The organism is Dellaglioa sp. CoH-56-MRSF-11, from assembly GCF_056782135.1.
The window spans coordinates 43922-68136 of record NZ_JBXAYE010000005.1 but is presented as its reverse complement, the minus strand read 5'-3'; the positions used below and the strand labels follow the sequence as shown (position 1 = coordinate 68136).

25 protein-coding genes are annotated in these 24215 nt (G+C 34.6%); 19 read left to right on the top strand and 6 right to left on the bottom strand.

Translation table 11 applies throughout. The annotated features are described in order from the left end of the window. Window positions 1–110 precede the first annotated feature (110 nt). Window positions 111–560 (bottom strand): large conductance mechanosensitive channel protein MscL, encoded by a 450-nt coding sequence (gene mscL, locus AC1RPT_RS06355; RefSeq protein WP_409021944.1) that lies wholly within the window; start codon window positions 558–560, stop codon window positions 111–113. Window positions 561–704: 144 nt separating this feature from the next. Here mscL and AC1RPT_RS06350 point away from each other — a divergent pair, with 144 nt between their 5' ends. Further along, window positions 705–1061 (top strand): DUF3899 domain-containing protein, encoded by a 357-nt coding sequence (locus AC1RPT_RS06350; protein WP_481761779.1) that lies wholly within the window; start codon window positions 705–707, stop codon window positions 1059–1061. A gap of 17 nt (window positions 1062–1078) precedes the next feature. Continuing rightward, window positions 1079–1237: a hypothetical protein gene (locus tag AC1RPT_RS06345; RefSeq protein WP_481761778.1), complete on the top strand. Its 159-nt coding sequence runs from the start codon at window positions 1079–1081 to the stop codon at window positions 1235–1237. A gap of 59 nt (window positions 1238–1296) precedes the next feature. Here AC1RPT_RS06345 and yidA read toward each other — a convergent pair whose 3' ends face one another. Both yidA and AC1RPT_RS06335 read right to left on the bottom strand, forming a co-directional pair. Continuing rightward, on the bottom strand, window positions 1297–2112 hold the full coding sequence (gene yidA, locus AC1RPT_RS06340; RefSeq protein ID WP_409021948.1) for a sugar-phosphatase: 816 nt from the start codon (window positions 2110–2112) through the stop codon (window positions 1297–1299). Next, window positions 2102–3469: an HD domain-containing protein gene (locus AC1RPT_RS06335; protein ID WP_481761777.1), complete on the bottom strand. Its 1368-nt coding sequence runs from the start codon at window positions 3467–3469 to the stop codon at window positions 2102–2104. Before AC1RPT_RS06335 ends, yidA begins: the two co-directional genes overlap by 11 nt. 168 nt (window positions 3470–3637) lie before the next feature. On the opposite strand from AC1RPT_RS06335, the gene AC1RPT_RS06330 reads away from it, so the two are divergent. The 8 genes from AC1RPT_RS06330 (at window position 3638) to AC1RPT_RS06295 (ending at window position 10774) form a co-directional block, all read left to right on the top strand. Further along, window positions 3638–4078: a YwiB family protein gene (locus tag AC1RPT_RS06330; RefSeq protein ID WP_481761776.1), complete on the top strand. Its 441-nt coding sequence runs from the start codon at window positions 3638–3640 to the stop codon at window positions 4076–4078. 44 nt (window positions 4079–4122) lie between these two features. Beyond that, window positions 4123–4719 carry a DNA-directed RNA polymerase subunit delta gene (gene rpoE / locus AC1RPT_RS06325; RefSeq protein WP_481761775.1) on the top strand — a complete coding sequence of 199 codons (597 nt, stop codon included), beginning with the start codon at window positions 4123–4125 and terminating at the stop codon, window positions 4717–4719. Between the two features lie 220 nt (window positions 4720–4939). After that, window positions 4940–6532: a CTP synthase gene (locus AC1RPT_RS06320; protein ID WP_481761774.1), complete on the top strand. Its 1593-nt coding sequence runs from the start codon at window positions 4940–4942 to the stop codon at window positions 6530–6532. Window positions 6533–6648: 116 nt separating this feature from the next. After that, complete coding sequence (locus tag AC1RPT_RS06315) at window positions 6649–7020, top strand: GntR family transcriptional regulator (protein ID WP_481761773.1); 372 nt, start codon at window positions 6649–6651, stop codon at window positions 7018–7020. 2 nt (window positions 7021–7022) lie between these two features. Beyond that, window positions 7023–7916 carry an ATP-binding cassette domain-containing protein gene (locus AC1RPT_RS06310; protein ID WP_481761772.1) on the top strand — a complete coding sequence of 298 codons (894 nt, stop codon included), beginning with the start codon at window positions 7023–7025 and terminating at the stop codon, window positions 7914–7916. Then, on the top strand, window positions 7916–8962 hold the full coding sequence (locus AC1RPT_RS06305; protein WP_481761771.1) for a hypothetical protein: 1047 nt from the start codon (window positions 7916–7918) through the stop codon (window positions 8960–8962). The genes AC1RPT_RS06310 and AC1RPT_RS06305 overlap by 1 nt, the downstream gene beginning before the upstream one ends. A 145-nt stretch (window positions 8963–9107) precedes the next feature. Beyond that, window positions 9108–10004 (top strand): ABC transporter ATP-binding protein, encoded by an 897-nt coding sequence (locus tag AC1RPT_RS06300; protein ID WP_481761806.1) that lies wholly within the window; start codon window positions 9108–9110, stop codon window positions 10002–10004. Continuing rightward, window positions 10004–10774 carry an ABC transporter permease gene (locus AC1RPT_RS06295; RefSeq protein ID WP_481761770.1) on the top strand — a complete coding sequence of 257 codons (771 nt, stop codon included), beginning with the start codon at window positions 10004–10006 and terminating at the stop codon, window positions 10772–10774. Before AC1RPT_RS06300 ends, AC1RPT_RS06295 begins: the two co-directional genes overlap by 1 nt. A gap of 78 nt (window positions 10775–10852) precedes the next feature. Here AC1RPT_RS06295 and AC1RPT_RS06290 read toward each other — a convergent pair whose 3' ends face one another. Continuing rightward, on the bottom strand, window positions 10853–11536 hold the full coding sequence (locus tag AC1RPT_RS06290) for a metallophosphoesterase (RefSeq protein WP_481761769.1): 684 nt from the start codon (window positions 11534–11536) through the stop codon (window positions 10853–10855). 254 nt (window positions 11537–11790) lie between these two features. Then, the gene (locus AC1RPT_RS06285; RefSeq protein WP_481761768.1) at window positions 11791–12798 is read right to left on the bottom strand and encodes a DUF1002 domain-containing protein; all 1008 of its coding nucleotides are present in this window, start codon (window positions 12796–12798) and stop codon (window positions 11791–11793) included. A gap of 225 nt (window positions 12799–13023) precedes the next feature. On the opposite strand from AC1RPT_RS06285, the gene AC1RPT_RS06280 reads away from it, so the two are divergent. The 3 genes from AC1RPT_RS06280 (at window position 13024) to AC1RPT_RS06270 (ending at window position 14699) form a co-directional block, all read left to right on the top strand. Beyond that, window positions 13024–14133: an NADH-dependent flavin oxidoreductase gene (locus tag AC1RPT_RS06280; RefSeq protein ID WP_481761767.1), complete on the top strand. Its 1110-nt coding sequence runs from the start codon at window positions 13024–13026 to the stop codon at window positions 14131–14133. Window positions 14134–14287: 154 nt separating this feature from the next. Beyond that, window positions 14288–14518: a helix-turn-helix domain-containing protein gene (locus AC1RPT_RS06275; protein WP_481761766.1), complete on the top strand. Its 231-nt coding sequence runs from the start codon at window positions 14288–14290 to the stop codon at window positions 14516–14518. Beyond that, window positions 14496–14699, top strand: coding sequence for a hypothetical protein (locus tag AC1RPT_RS06270; RefSeq protein ID WP_481761765.1), 204 nt, complete (start codon window positions 14496–14498; stop codon window positions 14697–14699). Before AC1RPT_RS06275 ends, AC1RPT_RS06270 begins: the two co-directional genes overlap by 23 nt. A gap of 56 nt (window positions 14700–14755) precedes the next feature. Here the strand turns inward: AC1RPT_RS06270 and AC1RPT_RS06265 are convergent, their stop codons facing one another. Continuing rightward, window positions 14756–15211, bottom strand: coding sequence for a MerR family transcriptional regulator (locus AC1RPT_RS06265; protein WP_481761805.1), 456 nt, complete (start codon window positions 15209–15211; stop codon window positions 14756–14758). A gap of 172 nt (window positions 15212–15383) precedes the next feature. Here AC1RPT_RS06265 and AC1RPT_RS06260 point away from each other — a divergent pair, with 172 nt between their 5' ends. The 6 genes from AC1RPT_RS06260 to AC1RPT_RS06235 all read left to right on the top strand — a co-directional run bounded on the left by AC1RPT_RS06260 (window position 15384) and on the right by AC1RPT_RS06235 (window position 24198). Next, entirely contained in the window at window positions 15384–16844 is a 1461-nt protein-coding gene (locus AC1RPT_RS06260; protein WP_481761764.1) for an MDR family MFS transporter, read from the top strand. After that, the gene (locus AC1RPT_RS06255; protein WP_481761763.1) at window positions 16844–17596 is read left to right on the top strand and encodes a DUF4811 domain-containing protein; all 753 of its coding nucleotides are present in this window, start codon (window positions 16844–16846) and stop codon (window positions 17594–17596) included. Before AC1RPT_RS06260 ends, AC1RPT_RS06255 begins: the two co-directional genes overlap by 1 nt. A 131-nt stretch (window positions 17597–17727) precedes the next feature. Then, entirely contained in the window at window positions 17728–18657 is a 930-nt protein-coding gene (locus tag AC1RPT_RS06250; protein WP_481761762.1) for an alpha/beta hydrolase, read from the top strand. Window positions 18658–18794: 137 nt separating this feature from the next. After that, window positions 18795–21218: a hypothetical protein gene (locus tag AC1RPT_RS06245; RefSeq protein ID WP_481761761.1), complete on the top strand. Its 2424-nt coding sequence runs from the start codon at window positions 18795–18797 to the stop codon at window positions 21216–21218. Between the two features lie 51 nt (window positions 21219–21269). Further along, window positions 21270–23369 (top strand): L-type lectin-domain containing protein, encoded by a 2100-nt coding sequence (locus AC1RPT_RS06240; RefSeq protein ID WP_481761760.1) that lies wholly within the window; start codon window positions 21270–21272, stop codon window positions 23367–23369. A 115-nt stretch (window positions 23370–23484) separates the two neighbouring features. Beyond that, the gene (locus AC1RPT_RS06235; protein WP_481761759.1) at window positions 23485–24198 is read left to right on the top strand and encodes a hypothetical protein; all 714 of its coding nucleotides are present in this window, start codon (window positions 23485–23487) and stop codon (window positions 24196–24198) included. Window positions 24199–24215: the final 17 nt, after the last annotated feature.

Genomic DNA, 24215 nt, shown 5'->3' with positions numbered 1-24215 from the left:
CATAACAAGTAGTTGTGAAGAAAATGTGATGTAAAAAAGATAAAATATAAGTAAAATAAAAAAACTTGATTCCGATTAAAAATCAGAATCAAGTTTTTATTAATTATTATTTAGTCTTCTTTTGCAATTTTTTCTTCAATTTTTTTTGATGCTTCTCGAGGTAAGTCACTATCTCTTTCAGCTAGTAAGTTACGGATATCTTTTAAATATTCTTCTGTAGGTGTTAATGTCGTTTCTGAAGATTCTTCTTCCTTATCATTAGATCTACTTGTTGCATTTCTAAGTGCTGTGATTCCTTTAAGCAACATAAAGATAACAAAGGCTACGATTATAAAGTTAATGACATCGTCTAAAAATTGTCCGATTTTGAAAGTTGTATCACCAATTGTGAGAACGATCCCTGACAAGTCAACTTTACCGACGACAAGTGCAATGATAGGACCAATGATGTTAGTTGTGAAAGACTTAACGATTGTTGTAAATGCACCACCAATAATAACAGCGACTGCCAAATCCATCACATTTCCGCGAGTGATAAAATCTCTAAATTCTTTTAACATGTTTGATGAGTCTCCTTTAATTTGGTTAACTGTATCTTAAAGTATAACGGATTTTATAGGATAAGTGAACTGAAAATTGTGAGTTAATAGGTTTGAATGATATAATCAAAGCACAAATTAAAAGCGAGCGAGGAACTAACTATCATGAAACAGGCTAAAAGGAATGTCACATTTTTATTAAGTGTACTGGCAATCATTACTGCGATTATCTGGATCCGTGTTGGAGGGGATAGTTTTTCTTTATCTAATGTATATTTTTATATTGGCATTATATTAATTCTAGTCGGCATTATATTAATTTTGAGCCAAGCACAACTATTCGCTGGCTGGTTTAAACGACGAGATAAAGGTGAATCTAAAGAAGATTATAATGAACGTAAAATTGATGTTAAAAGTGTAGGAAGTAAAAAAAATCGTCCGCTTAAAATATCACCATTGATGCGTAGTTGTTTTATTGTTGGTGCATTATTGATTTTGATTGCTGTATTAGTGACTATTTAAACTAGGGAGATGATGTCATGAATATTTTTTTGGGTATTATCATCGTTTTGTGTTTTGCTGTAGGAGCATACTTTGTAGATGGTGGATTTGCAGAAAATGCTGGATCATTATATAAACAATTTAAGCAATCAAAGTTATCTTTTAGAGAATTTATGCGATTGTTGTTTAGAAGATAATTCGCCAAAAAAACGGACCTAACTTTGATTATTCAAAGTTAGGTCCGTTTTTAATTTATTTAATCAGCTAATGCATATTTTTGGATTGCTTTAGCAACACCTAACTCAACGTTAGTAGCAGTTACTGCTTGAGCATTATCTTTAACTTCTTGAATGGCGTTACCCATGGCAACACCTAGACCTGCTGCTTGGATCATTGATAAATCATTACCTTGATCACCAAGTGCCATAACCTCGTCTTTGGTGAAACCTAATTTATCAGCCAAGGACATAACGGCATTTCCCTTGCTGGCATTTTTGTTTAGGAGTTCTAAAAAGTAAGGTTCACTTTGAACGTAGTAATAATTATCGGTAATTTTTGCGGGTAATTCCTTAACGACACGTGTAATAACTTCAGGATAATCAATATACATCATTTTCGAAATGACGATATTCTTGTCCATTTCTTCAGGTTTTCGGAAACGAATAGGCATTTGAACTAAGAATGACTCTGCCACAGAATATTCACTGATATCAGCATTAGGTGTATACATTAATGCTTGATCTTCAGCATGAACATGGACGTTTAATTCACGACTTGTTTCTTCGATTATGTTGTAATCATTAATATCTAACGTATGATGAATTAAAACTTCACCAGAGCCTGAAACTTGAACTAAAGCACCGTTAAAAGTAATAACAAAATCATCATCTGATGTTAAACCGAGTTTTTCTAAGTATTTTGTAACGCCTGTTAAAGGACGTCCGGTACAAAGGACAACTTTGATGCCAGCAGCTTTAGCAGCTTTAATAGTAGTAATAGTTTCTGGGGCGATTTCTTTTTTATCATTAACGAGAGTACCGTCAATATCGATTGCGATTAATTTAATTGTCATGTTGTGTATTCTCCTTTGGGTTGATTAAAGTATCATTATTAAGATAAGTTCTAAATTGTGTATAAATGTCAGTGAATAAATCGTTCTCTGATTTTACTAATTCTCTTGGGAAGAAGAAACGACGGTCGCCTGATACTTTACCAGTAATAGAAGCAACGAGGTCACTGACGCTAGATAATTCAACAAGTGAACCATCTTCTTGAGCTAATTCGATTTGGGTGCGCGGCTTATCTTTGGTTGGATCATAGGCATCATAAGGTAAGTCGTAACTGTCATTTTCTGCCGTATAGTAGTCAGGTTGAAAGCCAGCTGATTCAATAAGACGTTCTAGAGTAGGTAATAAATCAACAGTCTCTTCATCAAATTTGATTGATTTAAATGGTTTGCGATCCAGGAAACGGACAGCTAAGTCACTTAAGATATTATCAGTATTTTGACGCCATTCCGTGAAGTAAGTGGTTAAAACACCGTCATCTAATTGTAAATAATCATCTAATGAAAATTCATTTTTAAAAAGTGGAATCAATAATTTTGGTGAATCCTCGGCACTTAAGCGATTATTTTCGTATAGGTATTTAGCCCGATTTAATAAATGACTTAAAATAACTTCCATTGATCTAGAAATAGGATGGAAATAAACTTGGACGTACATTTGGAATCGGCTGACAATATAATCTTCAACGGCATGCATCCCATTGATATCAAATGCAATCCCGCCTTTATAAGGACGCATCACACGTAAAATCCGAGTTAAGTCAAATGTACCATAATTTGTACCAGTGTAGTAAGAATCACGTAATAAGTAATCCATTCGATCAGCGTCTATTTGACTCGAAATCAATTGGACAACTTGTGGATTAGGGTACGTTTTTTGAATAACACTTGCCACTTTTTCTGGGAAATCAGCAGAAACTTTTGCTAAAACTTGATTAATCTCAGTTGATGGATCAGTTAAAATTTGAGCAGTGATAGCTTCGTGGTCCGTTTTGAAAATGTGCTCGAAAGTATGTGAGTATGGACCATGGCCGATATCGTGTAAAAGAGCAGCGCATAACGCCACTAATTTTTCGGAGTCGTCCCATAAACCGTCGCCAGCTTCTTTGCTTGGATAATTTCGTTGGAAATTATCGCAGATTCGACGTGTGATTTCATAAACACCCACGGAATGGGTGAAACGTGAATGTTCCGCTCCATGAAAAGTTAATGAAGTTGTACCGAGCTGTTTAATTCGGCGTAAACGTTGGAATTCTTTAGTATTAATTAAATCTAAAATAACTTGATGTTGCACATAAATGTAATCGTGAATAGGATCACGTAACACTTTTTCTCTAGCAAGTAACGGCGATTGTTCGAGCAATAGAATCCCTCCTCGAAAATTTAGATAGTAAATAAGTTCGTAATACTTCTATTATAACGAACATTCGTAATTTAGTCATGACATAATGATGATTATAGGTAACGACATTCATTTAAATCTAAGTTATAATACAGTGAAACGATAAGGTGAATGGAGGAATTAAGTTGTATGGCAATCACGTTAGATAAACAAATTGCGATCCATTTGGAAACAATTAAAACACAAGAAGGCGAAGTTGAACGCTATGTCATCGAAACAACGGGACAACTCGTTCGTTTAGGCGATGGGATGTATATCAGATATAAAGAAGAAGACGCAGAGTCTGGTAAAAAAAATCCAGTTACCTTTAAATTGCAAGATGATGGTGAAATTCAATTAACTCGAGAAACAGATGATATACGCACAAAATTAATTTTTTTAGCGCAAAAAAAAATTAATGGGGTTTATAAAACAGCGTATGGTCGTATTCCAATTGAAATTGAAACAACGCAATTAAAAAGTCAGTTAAATAGCCAACCAATTTCGGGATCACTTGATATTGATTATCGCTTAACAACAAGCGGTGAATTGTTGGGAGACTATAATATACGATTGCAATTTACGGCATAAAAATGTATGATTAAGAGTAGACTTTTGGAAAGGACGTGTGCTAGTTGGAGCTTAAACAATTCGATGGCCAAAACAAAGACGAGTTATCAATGATCGAGGTTGCTCACGCAATCTTATCGCAACATGGTGACGTCATGGGTTTTGCTGACTTAACTAATGAAATCCAAACATATCTTGGTAAAAATGATTTAGAAGTGAGAGATCGCTTATCACAATTTTACACAGATTTAAATGCTGATGGTAGCTTCATTTCACTTGGAGAGAACTTATGGGGATTACGTTCATGGTATCCCTTCGATTCAATCGATGAAGCTGTTGCTCATGTAGAAGATGAAGACGATGAAGATCGTCCTAAACGTAAAAAACGTAAGAAAGTTAATGCTTTCTTAGCAGATGCCGCTGATGATGATGACGTTATTGATTACAATGATGATGATCCTGAGGACGACGATTTAGATGCAACTTATGAAGATGACGACGAAGATGATGATGAAGATACAGAAATTAAAGGTTATGATAAAGATTTAGATGAAATAGCTGATAGTAATTCTGATGATGAAGAAGAATTACCAGAAGGTATTGAAGATCAATTATCTGAAATATCCGATGAAGATGCAGAAGACGACGAGGAAAATAATTAAAAGGACTTGACGATTTCGTCAAAACCCTGTAATATATTTTTTGGGCGCCTCGCAGGTATTTCTTGCGAGGACAAACGCACGGTTGATACAAGCTCCCTACACTGATTAGATTATTCTACTCGGCTTAGGGGGCTTGTTGTTTTTTATAGACATAATGAACAATAACTATCAGGCCACAAACACAGAATCCCCACAAAAATTAACCCAAAGGAGATTTATAATGACCAAATATATATTTGTTACAGGTGGCGTTGTTTCGTCAATTGGTAAAGGGATTGTTGCAGCATCTCTTGGCCGTTTATTAAAGAATAGAGGCTTGAAAGTTACTATTCAAAAGTTTGATCCTTATATCAATGTGGATCCAGGAACAATGAGTCCCTATCAACATGGGGAAGTTTTCGTAACTGATGATGGTACAGAGACTGATTTAGATCTTGGTCATTATGAACGTTTTATTGATATTAACTTAAATCAATATTCAAACGTAACGACTGGTAAAATTTATTCAGAAGTTTTACAAAAAGAACGTCGTGGTGATTATTTGGGTGCCACAGTTCAAGTTATACCACATATTACAAATACAATTAAAGAAAAAATTATGCGTGCTGGAACAACAACGGATTCTGATGTTGTAATTACTGAAATAGGTGGAACTGTTGGTGATATTGAATCATTGCCTTTCCTTGAAGCATTACGTCAAATGAAAGCTGATGTCGGTTCAGATAATGTTATTTATATTCATACAACATTGATTCCTTACCTAAAAGCTGCAGGTGAAATGAAAACGAAACCTACACAACATAGTGTTAAAGAATTACGCGGATTGGGTATTCAACCAGATATGTTGGTTGTTCGGACTGAAGAACATATCTCGCAAGATATGCGTAATAAATTAGCTAATTTCTGTGATGTTGAACCAGAAGCCGTTATTGAATCAATGGATGTTGATACATTATATACGATTCCTTTAGCGTTACAAAAACAAAAAATGGACCAAATCGTTGTTGATCATTTGAAATTAACAACACCAGAAGCAGATATGACTGAATGGCAAAAACTTGAAACACAAGTTTTAAATTTGAAGAAAACAATCAATATTGCGTTGGTTGGTAAATATGTTAAATTGCCAGATGCTTATATTTCTGTTGCCGAAGCATTGAAACATGCTGGATACACTGTTGATGCTGATGTTAAAATCACAATGGTTGATGCAGAAAAATTAGATGAAAGTAATATTGTTGAAACGTTGCAAGATGCTGATGGAATCATCGTTCCAGGAGGATTCGGTAATCGTGGACTTGAAGGGATGATTCTTTCAATTCAATATGCGCGTGAAAATAATGTTCCATTCTTAGGTGTTTGTCTTGGTATGCAAATGGCATGTATTGAATTTGCACGTAACGTTGTTGGGCTCCAAGGCGCACATTCAACTGAAGCTGTTCCAGAAACACCACATAACATTATCGACTTGATGACAGATCAAGAAGATGTTGAAGATATGGGTGGAACACAACGTCTTGGTTTATATCCATGTAAATTAAAACCAGGAACGGTAGCAGCTGCAGCTTATGATAATCAAGAAGTTATCCAAGAACGTCACCGTCATCGTTATGAATTTAATAACGAATACCGTGAACAACTTGCTGATAAAGGATTGGTTTTTGCTGGAACATCTCCAGATAATCGTTTAGTTGAAGTTGTTGAAATTCCTGAAAATAAATTCTTTGTGGCAGCTCAATACCATCCAGAATTTTTATCAAGACCACAACGTCCAGAAGGTTTATTCCAAGCCTTTGTGAACGCTACAGTTTAATAAATGTAATTGAAAGAGATAATAACAATTTGTTATTATCTCTTTTTTTATGTCTAAAAGGGTTGTATTTAATATGTGTACTATGTATTATAGTACACATGGATGAGGTGAGATAATTGCAAATTAATAAGACGAGTAGTAAACCGTTTTATGAACAATTGATATCAGGTATAAAAGAAGATATTTTTAAAGGAATTTTGCAGACAGAAGACAAGTTGCCGTCAGTTAGAGAAATGGCTAAAATTCATGAAATGAATCCAAATACGGTTAGTAAAGCGTATAAAGTTTTAGAATCACAGGATGTAATCGTGACAGTTAAAGGTCGAGGGACATATGTCAAAGCCAATAATGAGAGCAATCGCGATGAACGACAAATCCAAAAAAATCGTGAGGCATTGTTAGATACGATTAAAGAAGTGACCTATCTCGGTGTCCAAGAAGATGAGATTCAGGGTTGGGTTAAGTCGTATTTTGAAAAGGAGGACTAAGAATGGGATTTGAAATTAAAGGTTTATCAGAGAAAATTAGTGACAAAGAGATACTTAATGATATTAATATGTCTTTAGTCCCAGGGGAAATAGTGGGTCTAATTGGTCGTAATGGAGTTGGTAAAACAACCTTATTCAGATCAATTTCAGGCCAATACATACCAGATCAAGGTGATATTTTAATTGATGATCAATGGATGAAAGAAGATTCATCATTGAAGGAAAAACTCTTTTATTTAGATACACAGAATAATTTTTTAGACAGCTACACAATAGATAAGATTGTCGAATTCTATGAACTCGCTTATCAAACGTTTGATCGTCAAAAATATGATAATTGGGTCACAGAATACAACCTACCTAAACAAACAAAATATCGTCAATTTTCTAAAGGGATGCAAGGATTATTTAATATTATTTTGGCCTTTTCCACTGGTGCACCATATGTTATTTTAGATGAACCACTGGACGGGTTAGATGTAATTGTCCGTAAACAAGTTTTCCAAATTATTATTGATGCCGTTGCTGAAGACCAGCGAAGTGTACTTATTTCTTCACATAATTTAGAAGAATTAGATCGATTAATCGATCGCGCAATGGTTTTAAAAGATGGACATATTGTGAGTGATTATCGTTTGGAAGACACGCGTTCAGAATCACGAAAAGTTCAATTGGTGTTTAAATCAAAAGAAATTCCAGCTTTCATTAAAGAAAATAGCCGAGCAATGAGTATTCAAGGTCGTGTCGTCACTGTTTTATTTGAACACTATTCAGATGAAATTGAAGCTCAAATTGAAGCTGAAGATCCGGCATTATTCGAAGAATTACCGTTAACGTTGGAAGATTTATTCCGAGCAAGTCTTTCGGCTAAAGAAAATACCGGAGGTGGGAAGTAGTGACAGTTAATAGAAGATTGAATCAGATTATTTGGCAGAGATATAAGTGGATTGTTTTATCACTTGTTGCACTTATTGTGGTTGTTATGGGGTTTACACTACATAATTCGGTTGACACTACGGGAATAGACGCGGCCAATCTTACTTATACAGAGTTTGTTCAAAGTGAAAAAGATTCGGCAAAAGCGGATCATCGTAAAATAGGTTCAGTTAGCAGAGCAACATATGAAAAAAATAATATTAAAATAAAAGATGTAAGTATTCATGATGGTACATTTCAAAATGCAAAAACAGCACTAGTTATTTTTAGTCTGGGTGCTATCTTATTAGGGATATTTACTAATATGTATGATATGCAAACTAAATTTAATGAATTTATATTTTCAAGCTCATTTTCTAGAAAACGCATTTTCTTAAAAAAAATTGGTCTAATGTTACTACCTGCCTTACTTACTTTTATTGTAGGTTCAATTATAACAACATTTGTTGCTGATGTAGCTATCTCAGTAAGTAATCCAAATTTTATATCAGATAGAATGATACATTTATTCTTAGATAGTAGTCAATTGATTGCGCTATACAGTGTTGGCCTTGTGGTAGGTGTTTTAGTTCGTCGGGTTGTAGCATCTGTCGTCACTGCGTTGGGATTCACTGGCTCGGCCTTGATATGGTTTGCTTACTTTGAAGGATTCATTTTTGATCAAACGCAAGACATGTCTAATACTTATTATCTTGTACTAGGATTTATATACTTGATTGCTGGGTTATTGATGATAGTGATGGCAGTTCATTATTTCAACAAATTATCATTAGAACAGGATAGTCCTTATTTACAATTCGATTATTTAAAACTACCACTACTCATTTTTACAACGGCTTATATAGCTATTTTAATGGCTGTAGTTAATTATGATACAATTGGGGAAAAAATAGGATATGGCTTGATAAGCGGCTGTATTACAGTCATTGTTGCTTATATTGTTATTTATCGTCCACAAAATATTAGTCAAAAATTGCAACGTATTTTTTCGAAAAATAAAAAATAAAAGTAAAATGGCTACCTATTTCTCTAAGAATAGGTAGCCATTTTGACCTTACAGACTTGTTAGTATGTAATAAAAGGGAATTGTGCTAAACTACTGTTTATAGGAATGTAAAAGCAATTATTGGGAGGGATTCAATTTGAAAGAAATGTTAACAATAAACAATTTAACTAAAAGTTTCGGTAAAAAGGTAGTCCTCAAAGGTATTAATTTTACAATCGCAGAAGGTGAGATTGTTGGGCTTGTTGGTGCTAATGGCGCTGGTAAAACAACCATCATGAAATCAATTCTTGGATTATCAAATTACCAAACTGGAGAAATAACAATTGACGGTAAAATTGTATCAACAACTAGCCATCAAGGGTTAGAAGAAGTTGGTGCCTTAATTGAATATCCTGGTATCTATCCATTTTTAAGTGGCTATGATCATTTAAAATTATTCTCTGAAATCAATACCAAAGAAGAATTAGATGAAATTGTTGCTGATTTGCATATGACAGATTACATTAATCGTAAAGCTAAATCATATTCATTAGGAATGAAGCAAAAATTAGGAATTGCATTAGCTTTATTAAATAGACCAAGATTAATTATTTTAGATGAACCTATGAACGGATTAGATCCTCAAGCAACACGTGATGTCCGCGAACTTGTTTTAAAGTTATCTAAACGCGGGACAGCGTTCTTGATTTCAAGTCATATTTTAGGTGAATTAGAGAAAATTGTTGATCACTTTATTATTTTAAATGAAGGTAAAATAATGAAAGCAATGTCTACTACTGAATTAAGTGATAGTAGTAAGCGATATGTTTTACTAGAGACGACGTCAAACGAGCAAGCTAAAGTTCTTTTAAAGGCCGCTAATTATGAATTGGCAGTTGATCAAACAGTTAAAGTAAAGGTAGACGAACAAGATACTTTAGCAAATATTATCCAAGTGCTCTACGATAATAAAATTCAAATAAATGATGTACGTCATCAAGAACATGATATGGAAGAATCACTATTGAATTTATTAGATAGTAATGACGGAGGTAAGGCTTAATGTTAACTTTAGTTAAACAAGAATTATTTAAGTTAGGTAAAAAGAAATCTACAGCGATTATATCAGCGATATTACTTGTTTTTATTTTTGGGGTAGCACTTTTAACAAAAATATATAGTTCGATTTTCGATCCAGCAAGCATGGTACAAAGTGGATTTGGATCTATTCAATTAATTATTTTCATTTTAATTGCGTCAGCAAGTGTTATTATTGCTATGGAAACACAGTTTGGTACAATTAAGGATTTGCTTTATCGGAAATATTCACGTGGAGCTGTTTTAGCTAGTAAATGGCTTACAATATTAATCTATTCGATTTATTTGAATGTTTTAATATTCGTGGCTTCAATTATAGCTAAATTAGTGCTTTTACCAATGGTATCCTTGTCAGATAAAATAGATAACCAAACGATTGTTATGTCTTTAATAACAACGTTAGTGGGGAATTTTATTAGTACCTGGTTGATTTTAAGTTTGGTATTATTATTGGCTAGTATCTTTAGTAGTTCAGGTGCTTCGATTGCAGCTGGTATTGTTTTTTATTTCTTAACATCTATTTTATCAGGAATCCAAATGTTAGCTATTGCTAAATGGGATTGGATTAAATGGAATCCACTTAATATGATGAATTTAAGTAATCAGTGGGCAGACGGACAGGAGTTTGAAAAACTAACTCAATTAACGAATAACGAATTGATTATAGGTAATCTAGCTTATACGGCACTATTTTTATTTTTAGGTTATTTTGTTTTCAAACGTAAAAATGTTTAAAAAAAGTGTATCGTCAATTAATTTTTGACGATACACTTTTTTTGTCCAATAATTATGAGTAGCTTAAAATGACTATTACTAAAGATACAAGTCAAATACTGCAATCTGTGGAGGTACTAGGAATCGAGCTGAGATTCGAGATGTTCCAATACCACTATTAACATATAATTTTGTATTGTTCTTTAGTGTATAAAGGCCACTAGAGTAGCCACCATCTCCGTCATGATCAGATAATAATCCTTTATTAGTGAAAGGAATACGAATTTGGCCACCATGTGTGTGACCACTTAAAATTAAATCGACGGTATTAAATGAACCATTTGACAAACTAGGTTCATGAGCCATTAAAATATGGTACGTTGAATTGGATTTATCAGGAGCTACTGTCGTTTGGACATCGGGGATACCTAATTGAGAGTCATCTACACCACCCAACCAAATGGATGAATTTCCACCTACATTGATAGTCGTTGAACTATTTTTAAGGACAGTAAAACCACCTTGATTCATTACAGTAGTGTAAACTCTGGCTGCACCGCCACCGTAATCTTTATTTCCATATACTGCGTATTTTCCATAGGTTGATTTAATTTCACTTAGTTTTTGAACAATAGCTGTTACGGGATGGTATTGATTGTAATTGCTGAATAAATCACCTGTAAATAAGACCAAATCTGGTTTTTCTTGATTGATTTTATTAACAATTTTTCCGAAATTTTCAGGTGTATAATCATCTGCTATTTCGACATCACTAATTTGCACAATTTTAAGTTTCTTTTTAGTAGTATCTGCCTTATTTAAAGCAATATTTTTAACGACAACGCGGTAAGGCTCTATTTTAAATGCGTAAAAGGTACATGCGGCACTTACTATTAATAGGATGAAAATGACACTTAATATTTTTTTCTTCGTGATAGTATCATGCCTCCGTTTGATTAGTTAACTAAAAAAACCTACAGTAAGATTTTTAGTCTAAAACTGTAAGTTCTTCTTAAAACCTATATGGTTAGTTTTATTTATGAAATCCAAGAACTAATAGCTGACCAGATAGCGTTAAAAAATGAAACAATTGCGTCCCAAATTTTTTGTAGGAAGTTTCGATTTTCAGCTGTGTCTAATTTGCTGAAAATATCTTTAGCACCATCTTGAATATTTGTTGCAACTTTACTTGCTTGTGATTTGAAATTTGATGAATCTAAAGCACCTGAATCACGAATCTTGATTAACACGGCAATAATATCTTGTTTTTGATTATCAGTAATGACATTTGTTAAGTTATTATTTGTGATTTGGTTATTTACAATAGTAGTAATTTGATTATTTGTAATAGAACTACCTTCTTTAGCCATATCATTTTTAGCACCGGCTACAGCGTTATTCAATTGTGAATCAGTATACCCATCTTTGCTTTTATTGGCTTGTGTAATGTCACTTAAAGTCGACATTTCATTTTGTGCGGCAGTGACTTGTTTTGTATTTAGAGCGTCCCCGTTTGTAGCGAAGGCTGCATAAACACCAGCTAAAGCACCTGATCCATCTATTGGTGTAGCAGAAGTGACATAGATATTGGCATCAGTTACACCAGCTGTTAATGCGGCGTTTTTATATTGGTTTTCTGTAATTGTGGTGATGTTATTTTTACCATTGTAGTCTAAAATTTCAACGTTGATACCAGAACCACTGCTCGTTTTTTGAACCATAGCAGATGACCAGACACCTGAAGTTGATGTAAATGAGCCACCAGAACTATTGAGATATTTAACTAAAGTTGCGCCATTTACGGGTAATGTCGAATATGAAGAACTACCGTTTAAGCTAGCTGTTAAAGTTGAAAGTGTTCCTGATTTTTGTGAATCTGTTAAACTTGTTCCTAATGTGACAACTGGATTTGACCAGTCAGTTGTTGTGCCCGATGTTGATGAAGCTGAGCTTGAATCATTAGTTGCAGCAGAGGCAACAGATCCTAGACTCAAGACAGCTAATGTTGTAAGAGTTACTGTATAAATTAATTGTCTGAATTTCATAATGGTTTGCTCCTTAAATAGCATGTATTTTAATTTTATTATACCTATCTGATGAAGGAATCATAATAATTGAGTTTGAATAATAGAAAAAATTAAGATTTATCATCATTGAGAGATTTCTTTGTAAGTGAGACAATGAGCGCATCATTTAATCTAGCAACATAATTTTGAGTAGTATGGTATGACTAATTTAAATAAAACTAACGACTGAATGGGAGAATAACGATGACAAAAAAGATGACGGATACCTTTAGATTCAGGCGGGGATTGGAATTGAAAAATAGAATCTTAATGGCGCCAATGACCGTTAAGATGAGCTACTATGATGAAGTTGTTACACATGATGAATCAGATTATTATGCACTACATTCAGGCGAAGTTGGGGCTGTTATTACGGCAGCTACCAGTGTCCAAGCAAATGGAAAAGGTTGGGAAGGCTCACTTGCCATCTATGATGATAAGTTTATTCCCGGGCTAACGAGATTGGCATCGGCAATCAAAAAGAATGGGACTAAAGCTATTTTACAAATTTTCCATGCGGGTCGTATGACAAATTCAACGGTACTTAGAGGACAATTACCAGTTTCAGCCAGTGCTGTTGCGGCAGAAAGACCAGACGCAGAAATTCCTAAAGCATTGTCAGAAACTGAAATTTTAGAGTTGATTGAATCCTTTAAATCAGCAACAAAACGAGCAATTAAAGCGGGATTTGATGGCGTTGAACTGCATGGTGCGAATACGTATTTACTACAACAATTTTTTTCACCACACTCAAATAGACGTCATGATGCTTGGGGTGGCACGCTTGATAAGCGATTTAAATTCATTAATGATGTAGTTGATGGTGTTATTGAGAGTGTTGATCAATCAGGTGTAAAAGATTTTATTGTTGGTTACCGCTTTTCGCCTGAAGAATATGAAAAGCCAGGTATTAGTATGGAAGATTCAATGATTTTGATTGATAAACTTGCTGATAAAAAATTAGATTATCTACATATCTCATTAGGTAAGTATAATAGTGTTTCGAGAAATATAAATTTCAATGAAAAATCAAGAATGGATTATGTCCAAGAAAAGATAAATGGTCGTGTTCCATTAATCGGGGTAGGAGATGTTCGGACTCGGGAAGATGTTAATGGTGTTTTGGCTAACGCTGATTTAGTAGCCGTTGGTCGTTCACTCTTAATTGATCCTAAGTGGACATCAAAGTTATTGAATGGACAAGAAGAAACTATAAAAAGAACCTTAGCTAAAAATGATCGGGAAAAATTAATGGTTAGCGATGGTGCTGTTGAATTTTTAAAAGATATGATGCCTGAGCGGTTAGTTGATTAAAAAACAAAACTAAATCTAGACAAATAGTGTGTTGCAAATTTAATTTGCCGCATGCTATTTTTAGTTGCGGCCCTTTCAACTAGCGGTTGCCTGTTGCACCCCTTGCTGTATGCTAATATTTGAGATGTTAAATAGAGGAAAGAAGGTTATAGGGATGAAAATTATATTTGCGGAACAACTCGTTAAAATACGTAAAGAGAAAAAAATGTCACAAGAAGAATTGGCAAATCAATTGTTTGTATCAAGACAAGCTGTATCAAAATGGGAAACAGGAGAAGCTGAACCTGATTTGGGAAAAATTGAATCGGTAGCCAAAATTTTAGACGTCCCTGTAGAAATATTACTTTTTGGTGGCGATGCCAGTGAAAAAAACGTCAGAGTTTAAAACTAGAATTAAACGATTTATAGAAGAAGATGAATCAGATAAAGATTGGCACGAAAATCATAGATGGCGTGAGTGGCAATATAAACCGATTAATAATGGGTGGGAATTCCTAGCTCGCTATTACTGGATTATTTTTGCACTCATTGGCATGATTGCATGGGGGATTATGGGTCTAAAATAGATATGATAATAAAGAAGCTTTCAATACTTGTCTACAAACAAGTATTGAAAGCTTCTTTATTTTACCGGAACAACTTTTATTTCAGTTGAGTCATCATGAATGACAATGTATAACGTTTGAGTTTCTTCTTTATCAAAGAAACCGAGATTAATACAGGGTAAACCATCGATTTCTTCCACGCCAACGAAACGATCCGTAAATATCTGACGAACCATTTTACCCATTTCTTTATGGGCATTTGCTTTAGCGGCAGCTGTTTTAAGTGTAAATCCAGAGTCTAAGTAAGATTTAATTAATCGAATAATTGATAAGGTATGGTAAGAATATTTTCTATTCTGATTTTTATTAGTATTAATAGAATCAATAAAGCCTTTTTGTTCCCAATAACGAATTTGACTCTGAGTGAGCCCAGTTGTTTCGGCAATTTCACCGATTCCGATTGAAAATGTATCATTCTTCATAATAACGGCCATTCTTTTTGCATAATCTTTAATGTTTGCAATATCGTCCATATCTGCCAAACGAATATACCTCCTAAATAAAAATTTATCTAACAATCTCATTGTGATGTTTACTATACTGATTATATATATATTAAAACGTTTGTCAACTTACTTGACATTAAAGCGAGATAGTCTTATATTAGTCTTCGAAGATAAATTAAAGAAAAAGAAGGTTTTAAGTATGGATGGATTAGATGCAAAGGGTAAACCATATAATCGCCCCATGCTAATTGCAATTTTATTAGTAGGGACATTTTGTACGGTTTTGAATCAAACAATTTTAGCAACTGCATTTCCAACATTAATGGATGAATTTGACGTAACAACGTCAACTGTTCAATGGTTAACAACAGGATTTATGTTAGTCAACGGGATTTTAATTCCAGTTAGTGCATGGTTAAGTAGTCGTGTAAATACCAAATGGTTATACATAGGTGCTATTGGTATCTTTGAATTAGGAACAGTTTTAGCATTTATCGCACCTAATTTTGGGGTATTGTTAACAGCTCGCTTAGTTCAAGCAGTCGGTGTTGGGGTAACAATGCCTTTATTACAAACGATTATGCTTTCAATTTTCCCACCCGAAAAACGTGGTGCTTCAATGGGACTTGCCGGTTTAGTTATCGGACTAGCTCCTGCAATTGGACCTACACTTTCAGGTTGGGTTATTGATAATGCTTCATGGCGTGATCTTTTTGGTATGATTATTCCATTAGTAGGAATTGTTTTTGTGGCTTCTTTCTGGTTTATGAAACCGGTCATCAAAACACACAAATCTAAAATTGATGTCTTATCATTGATTTTATCAACAATTGGATTTGGTGGCTTACTTTATGGATTCTCAACAGTTGGAGATAACGGCTGGGGAAGTACCTCAGTACTTAGTTTCCTTGTTGTGGGTGTTATTTTTATTGGTTTATTCATATGGCGTCAATTAACAATGGAAAATCCTTTCTTGGAATTACGTGTTTTTGCTTCCCAAGAATACACAATTGCAGCCGTTTTAAGTTCAATTGTTAACATGGCTATGATCGGTGTTGAAATGATTCTACCAATGTATCTCCAAATTGTACGTGGAGATAGCGCATTTGAGTCAGGATTAACCTTATTGGCTGGTGCTTTAATGATGGGGATTATGAGTCCGATAACGGGACGATTATTCGATATTTATGGTGCTAAGAAATTGGCAACTGGTGGTATGTTCTTATTAACACTTGGTACAATTCCATTCGTTTTCTTAACAAAAGATACGCCAACTTTATACATCACAATTATGTATGCAGTTCGTATGTTTGGGATTTCAATGGTTATGATGCCAACAACAACATCAGGGATGAATGCATTACCAGCTAACTTGATGGGTCATGGAACGGCTGTTAATAATACAGCTCGTCAAATCGCAAGTTCAATCGTAACAGCGGTTATGATTTCCGTTCTAACAAATGTAACAACAGCTGCATTACCAGCTAAATCAATGCTTAAATCGGCACCATTAGATTACAAAACAAAAGCTATTGATGCGACATTAAGTGGTTATCATGCTGCCTTTATCATCGCAGTCGTTTTCTGTGTGGTTGGGCTCGGATTTTCATTCTTCTTAAAATCAAAACAACAAGTTTTAAAAAATGGAGGTAATAAATAATGATTATTTTATTATTAATTCTTTCAATTATTTTATTCTTCCTTACGTGGAACCTCATCCGTAATAATGTACTGAGCTACATTTTAGGTGGCATTTTTGCACTTTGTATTATTCTTACAGGTGGCTTAATTGTTGCTAACTACAGTGCACATTATGGAATGGAAAAAGTAACGACAACTAAGACAGAACAATTAGCTTCTAGTTCTAAAGAGATGGACATGTTACTATATCAGCCTATCGGTACAGATGGATCTGAAAAAGTCGTTATTTATAAAAATACGGCATCACAAAAGAAAACAAAGGCAACTAAGACAGACGATACAACTAGCAAGATTGTTGAAAATGCTAAGAGTAACAAATTAGTTACTAAAGAAACCCGTTGGACTTATAAAGGTAATGGGTATCGATTAATGTTTGGTATCGCTAATAACGATAAAACTTTAGTAAAACGTACGCATACATTCTACGTTAAAAAGAGTTGGACAACATTAACGGTTAAGCAAGCTAAGGCCATGCCTAAAATTGCTAAAGTAGAAGCAGCTAAAATGAATACAAAGGCAGGAAAAGCTAAACTTGCTGCGGATGGTGCTACTTTTGTTAAAGCAGCTGTCACAAATGCTATGATGAAAGATGCATCAATCTCGAAAGCTGATCAAGCTAAGATTGCAGAACAAGCAACAACAATTTTCAAGGCACAAACAAAAGCAAAAGTAATGCAAAACGTATTAAAAGAAGTTAAAGAAATTAAATAAACCGTTATTTATTTAGTAACCACACTAGTTTATCCAACTAATGTGGTTATTTTTTTAAATTAAAACGTGAATTATAAAATAAACAATGCTATAATACGTTAATGGCATAAACGATAAAGGAGTTTCTTTGAATGAAAAAGAAAATTATAATTTGGATTGTCAGTATTTTAGTGTTATTAGCGGTTGCAATTACAGGGGGTAGTTTCTATCTCTATCACTATGCCATTCAAAATACAGAAAAAACATTAACGGGAACATCAAAAGGAACACCAAAGCGAACAATTGAAGCAAAAAAATGGTTGGCCAGTACTAAAAAAGAAAACTGGACAGAAACATCAGCAGGTGAAAATTTAAAATTAGTTGCTGACTATGTACCGGCGGCAACTAAATCTTTAAAAACAGTTGTTGTGGCACATGGTTACATGGAAAATAAAGAAAGTATGGCTTCATATATAAAATTATTTCATGATAATGGCTATAACGTTTTAGCGCCAGATGATCGAGGCCAAGGTAAAAGTCAGGGCGATTATATTGGTTTCGGATGGAAAGATCGCTTAGATTACATTAAATGGACCAAAAAATTAATTGCCGAAAAGGGAACAGATCAAAAGATTGGCTTGTTTGGAGTTAGCATGGGTGGTGCTACTGTCATGATGATGAGTGGTGAAAAGTTACCAACTCAAGTTAAAGCAATTGTTGAAGATTGTGGTTATACAAATGTTGAAGATTTGTTAGCTTATCAATTGAAACTCCAATTCAATTTACCAAAAGAACCATTAATAACAACTTCTAGTTGGGTAACTCAGTTACGTGCGGGCTACTCTTTTGCAGAAGCTGACTCTGTTAAACAATTAAAGAAAAATAAATTACCAACATTATTCATTCATGGCGACAAGGATGATTTCGTTCCTAGCGCAATGGTTTATGACAACTACAAAGCCTCAGCAGGTACGAAGGAATTGTGGATTGTGAAGGGCGCAGGTCACGGAAAAGCGTTCAGTAAGGATCCAGAATTATATACTAAAAAAGTCGTTAAGTTTATGAATGATAATTTAGATTAATAATAAAATCATTTATTTTTTAAATAACATCAAAAAGTGTGGGGGTACCCTCTATTTTTGATGTTTTTTTTTGTCTGTATCATGCTATCATATTAGTTATTATAGATGAACTTTGGGGAAAATAGGTGGGGGCCAACATGAAAATTAATAATAAATTAAAATTAACACTACTAACTTTTGGGTTATTCTTTTTAGTTAATGTAACAAGTATCAAGGCAGATGCGGATTATGATTCTGCAAAAGCATCAGCACCTCGAGCAATTTTAATGACAAATTTATTCCAGACGGGTACTGGTGCTGGAGTAGTAGCAACTAGTGGTATGGTCGAATTAACCGATACCAATAAAGATCCTAATTCGACTAATCTGGCTGCTAAAACGATGGTTAAAATTACGGATGCTAAGAATCAAAAAGCAGCAATTTGGTCAACAGACGAAAATTCATTTGATATTAATACAAGTAGTAAAGCTTCTATGTGGATTTATTTTGGTAGCAAAACGAATACTGCTGGGGATGGGATGGCACTTGTTTTTCAAAATGATGCAAAAGGAAATGCTGCTATTGCAACTAAAGCAGGTGAAACGTTAGGTGTTTGGGGAGACGATTCAGTGGGTACGGGATCCCCCAATAATACTGCTAGAGGCGCTATTCAAAATAGTTGGGCGCTAGAATTTGATACTCATTTGAATAATGGTAATAGTTCAGGAAACGGATTTGATTTAGATCCTAGTTTAGCACCTAACCATATTGGTAGTGGGTATCCAGCTGTTGAGGCAACATACACGGATAATCATACAATCTCTTCTTCAGTTAAACTAAATCATTTAGGCCTTATTAATTATAATGGGTTCTTATCAAATCGGGCATGGCATCATGTGACAATTGATTATAAATCAGTGAGTGCGAGTGCTGGGTCAATGACATATACGATTGATGATAAAAAACCAATTTCAGGAACAGAAGACTTGGATCCTACTGAAGATACAAGTCAGACAGGGCAGACGGCAAGTGTTCCAATTGATAAATCGAAATTTAATTCTACAACGGGTAAAATCCGTTGGGGATTTACAGGGTCAACGGGTGACTCTTTTGAAAATAACTTAGTTATGTTTGAAACTGTACCAGGTCTTGTTAATGCGACTGCGGTACAAACTATGACGGATATTACACAAAATAACAAGGATGTCTCGGCTAATGGAGAAGTAAAAGCTGGAGATAAAGTAAAATTCAACACTACCGTAACTTACGATAGTGGAAAACAATCGTGGACAGGCATAGGTGGATATTTAAAATACCCGGCTAATAATATAAAATGGACTGGGTATGAAATACCTAACGATTTTGGTACAGGAAAATTTCCTAGTAATATCTATGGAAGTGACCCTGCTGGGTTATCCGGCGCGCAAATACCTGAATTATCTACACCTGGACAAAGTTCACATATTTCATTTATCGGTGAAGTAATGCCAGTTGAAGTGGATACACCAGTGACTGTTTCAGCAGGTCAATTCATCGGAAGCAATGCAATGATTGATTCTAATCCTATTAGCTATACGATTAAAGCATCACCAAAAACAGCCTTAACGATTGATGGCCTTAAAGATATTGATATTAATTATGGAACGGATGCGACGATTAGTGGAACGGTAAAATCTAGTTTAGGTGGAACTTTTGCTAAAGGAACAACGGCCAGTGTGACACTTAATGAGGATACAACACCTATTAAGGGTGATGTCGCAACGGATGGTACATTTAACGTAACGATTCCAAAGGACAAACTAACCACTGGCGAATATTCTTATAATGTTCAAGTAACAGATCCAGATGGTAATACGACGCAAAAATATACACAAAAAATTAATATTAAACCCGTTTTAACTTTAAATGATAATAAAGGAACCGTTGTAGCGCCATATACATTGATTTTCCAAGTAGCTGATAATAGTGCAGCGTTAACAACGTACTATAAAGAAGGAAGTACTGGAACACCTGTTGAATTAGAAAAATATACAAATACTAAACCAGGTTCGACACAAGATCATAGTGTAGCACTAGATACAACTAAGTTTGCCATTGGAACGCACGAGTTAACTATTTATTCGGTTGATTCTGAAGGAAACATTTCTAATAACCAAACAATCTCTGTTGTCGTAGGATTGTTGAGTATTTCATCAGATGATTCAATTAATTTTAATAATAAAATACCAGCGAAAAGAAGTATTTTAAACCGTGCTTCAAGCTATATGCTTAAGTTAGAAACGTCAGCAGCTAAAAACTGGACATTGTCTGTGACTGCAGGACCACTAACTGCAGCAAGTGATAAAAGTACTTTAAAGCATTCAACTATTGGGTTTCGTAATTCAAATCAGGAAAACACGTTACCGCTTTCTCCAACGTATGGTACAATAGTGTCTACAGGAGTAGGTCAAGCAACTACGGTTGAAAAAAGTTGGTCAGCAGATTCTGGAATTGTATTGGATGTTGAACCAAGTGAAATTAAAGTAGCTGAAACCTATAGTTCTGAATTAGATTGGACGCTAACGAATGTACCAAATAATTAATAATAAACTTAATTGTCGGTTAAATTCAAATGTCCGGGGGGAGATAGGATTATGACAATATTACGGCTGAAAGCTGTACTTTTTACAGGTGTGTTAGTGACATTAGGGCTTAGCTCTACAGGTGTTAATGCTGATGATTATTCTAACGCAGTGGCATCGGCACCAGACGCATTAGTATCAAATGGACTTTTGACACCTGGAACAACAGGAACACAAAATAATGCAAAAATTGTAACATTCGATGCTAGTGGTAATGTTGTTTCTGAAACAGCAGATAACGCAGATAAATCAATTATAAAAATTACGGATGCAACTAACCAAGTGGGATCTGCCTGGTCTACAGCAAACAATAAATTTAATCTTAATAAAAATAATAAAATGTCAATGTGGATGTATTTCGGTAATCAGGGTGCTAATTCTGGTGATGGGATGGCTTTTGTTTTACAAAATGATAGCCGTGGTCTCAGTGCTATTTCTGGTGGAGGCGAATCATTAGGTGTTTGGGGTGTTGATAAAGGTGGATCAGAATCTACCGTTGCAGGAACAGCTATTAAAAATTCATGGGCGTTAGAATTTGATACACATAAAAATAGTGAGGCAAGCAAGGGTAACGGATTTGATAATTTAAACACTATCCAAGACAATCATCTGGCAAGCAATTATCCTAATCAAAGGGCTACTTATGAACAAAATGGTTTTTTAAGTAAGTATAATAAATTAACTCATGATGGACTACTTGCTGTCGCTGACTTATCTAATGGAAGATGGTGGCATGTGTCAATTGATTATAAATCAACGTCTACAACTGCCGGCTCAATGACCTATACTATTGGAGATAAAGTCCCCGGTACGGGTGATGTATTAGGTGGTGGTCTTGCAAAGACAGTTCCAATTGATAAAAGTAAATTTGCGAGCACTGATGGTCAAGTGACTTGGGGATTTACGGGCGCAACAGGCGGTAACTGGGAAACAAATTTAGTGATGTTTGAAGAAATATCTGATTTAGTTTCTGTTACGGCGACGCAAAAAGTGACAGATACTACCCAGAACAATAAGGACATTACCGCATCAGGAATTGCTAACAGCGGGGATAAACTTAATCTTCAAACAACTTTGAAATACAATGATGGAAAGCAAGATTGGAAAAAAATCGTTGCTTCGTTAAAAACGCCTAATGCTGTGACGTTAGACAAAGAAGGTATCATTAAATACGCCGATGGAACAACGCAAACATTTGATACAACAACTAAAGATGGTGTCATTACATCAAGTCTAAATAAAAACTTATCAAAAAGTAATGATACAGCAACGATCAGTATGAATGGGACAGCTAAAATTGTTGCTACAGATACCAAAGTAACAAGTCCAATTAGTACATTTAATGGTCAAAATACGATAGTAAGATCTCAGCTAGCTACGTTTACCATTAAGGCATTAAAGCAGAAGATGACACTTTCAGGATTGCTTGATAAAACAATTGATAGTGGTCAGTCGATTAAAGTTACGAGTAACGTTAAAACAGATACACTAATGGAAAATGATAACGTTACGATAACAACGATGCTGAATGGTAAAGCCTTTAGTGATAAATCAATGCTATTCAATAAGTTGGGTAGCATTGACTACGCTGAAGTGCTGCCTGCAGATAAGTTAAACGTTGGAAAAAATACTTATACGGTAAGTGTTGAAGATCAATATGGTAATTCAGTAACGGGTCAAGAAATTATCACTGTTAATGATCCAGGTGTTTTAGAAATAGCATCGGTAACGGGTGCATTAAATTTTGGACAAAGTGATATTCCAATACCCAACGAAGAAACAACCTATAGCCCTGTAGAAGAATTAAGTATACAGGTAGTTGCATCGGTACCAGGTACATGGAATTTAAAGCTGACTGGAACTGATGTTGTTGGAGCCAGCGGCACTGTGCTAAAAGATGCATTAATTTACAAAGAAAAAGCGACAGATATTGGGACACCTTTAAAAGACCATTCGATAGATATTGCGGGTGGGAACTCATCTCCTAACCAGATAACTAAAACGTGGGCAAAAGATACGGGAATTCTATTGCGTGTTAAACCTAGCGAGGTTAGAAGTGAAGAATATGATGCTTCAGTGCAATGGAATTTGAGTAATGTACCAACTAAATAAGTAGTATTAGTGAAAAAGGATAACAAAAGTTATCCTTTTTTTATTTATGTTTTGCAATTATTGCCATCTAGGATATTATGGACTATGTAGAGAGAATACGGAGGATAGATAACTAATGAAAATGACCGTTGAACAATTCATGTCCGCTATTGAGTTAGAGGCGTACACAAAGATTTTTTATACTGCCACACCAGAAGATGTCCAAGCGATTGGTGTACCAGAATTATTCGCTAAGTGTTATGCTGATTTAGAAAACAATGTACGGGATGGTAAGCTTGTAGAAGTTCAATTGATGATTGAATATCCTGAAGGTACCGCAATTTTTACACTTGAAGCAAATATCCTTAATTTACCATACAAATATTATAAAAAGTTACCCAGCTTCTTTAATGAAGTAACAGATGAAGCAGAAGTTAATGTCTATCTGATTGTTGAGTCACCAATTCTGAACGCATCTAAATTAAGAATCGATGAAATTACATCTGTGACTAATTATTTAGAAAACCCCAGTGATCATAATATGACAAGCACAACTATGATTGCTGAAAAGATAGCTTTCCTTGAAAATCCACCTATTATTGAAGAAAAAGAACCAGTTGTCGTTGAAAAGAAAAAGAAAGCTCCAGCTAAGAAAAAACCAGCTGTTAAAAAGAAACCAGCAGTTAAAAAGACGACGGCTACAAAAAAAGCGACAACAAAGAAAAAAACGACAACTGTAAAGGCGGCAGCCAAGAAAAAGCCCGTGGCCAAAAAGGTACCCGCTAAAAAGAAACCGGCTGTAAAGAAAGTAACTACTAAGAAAAAAGCACCAGCCAAGAAAACTAAATAAAAAAACGCCGATATTAT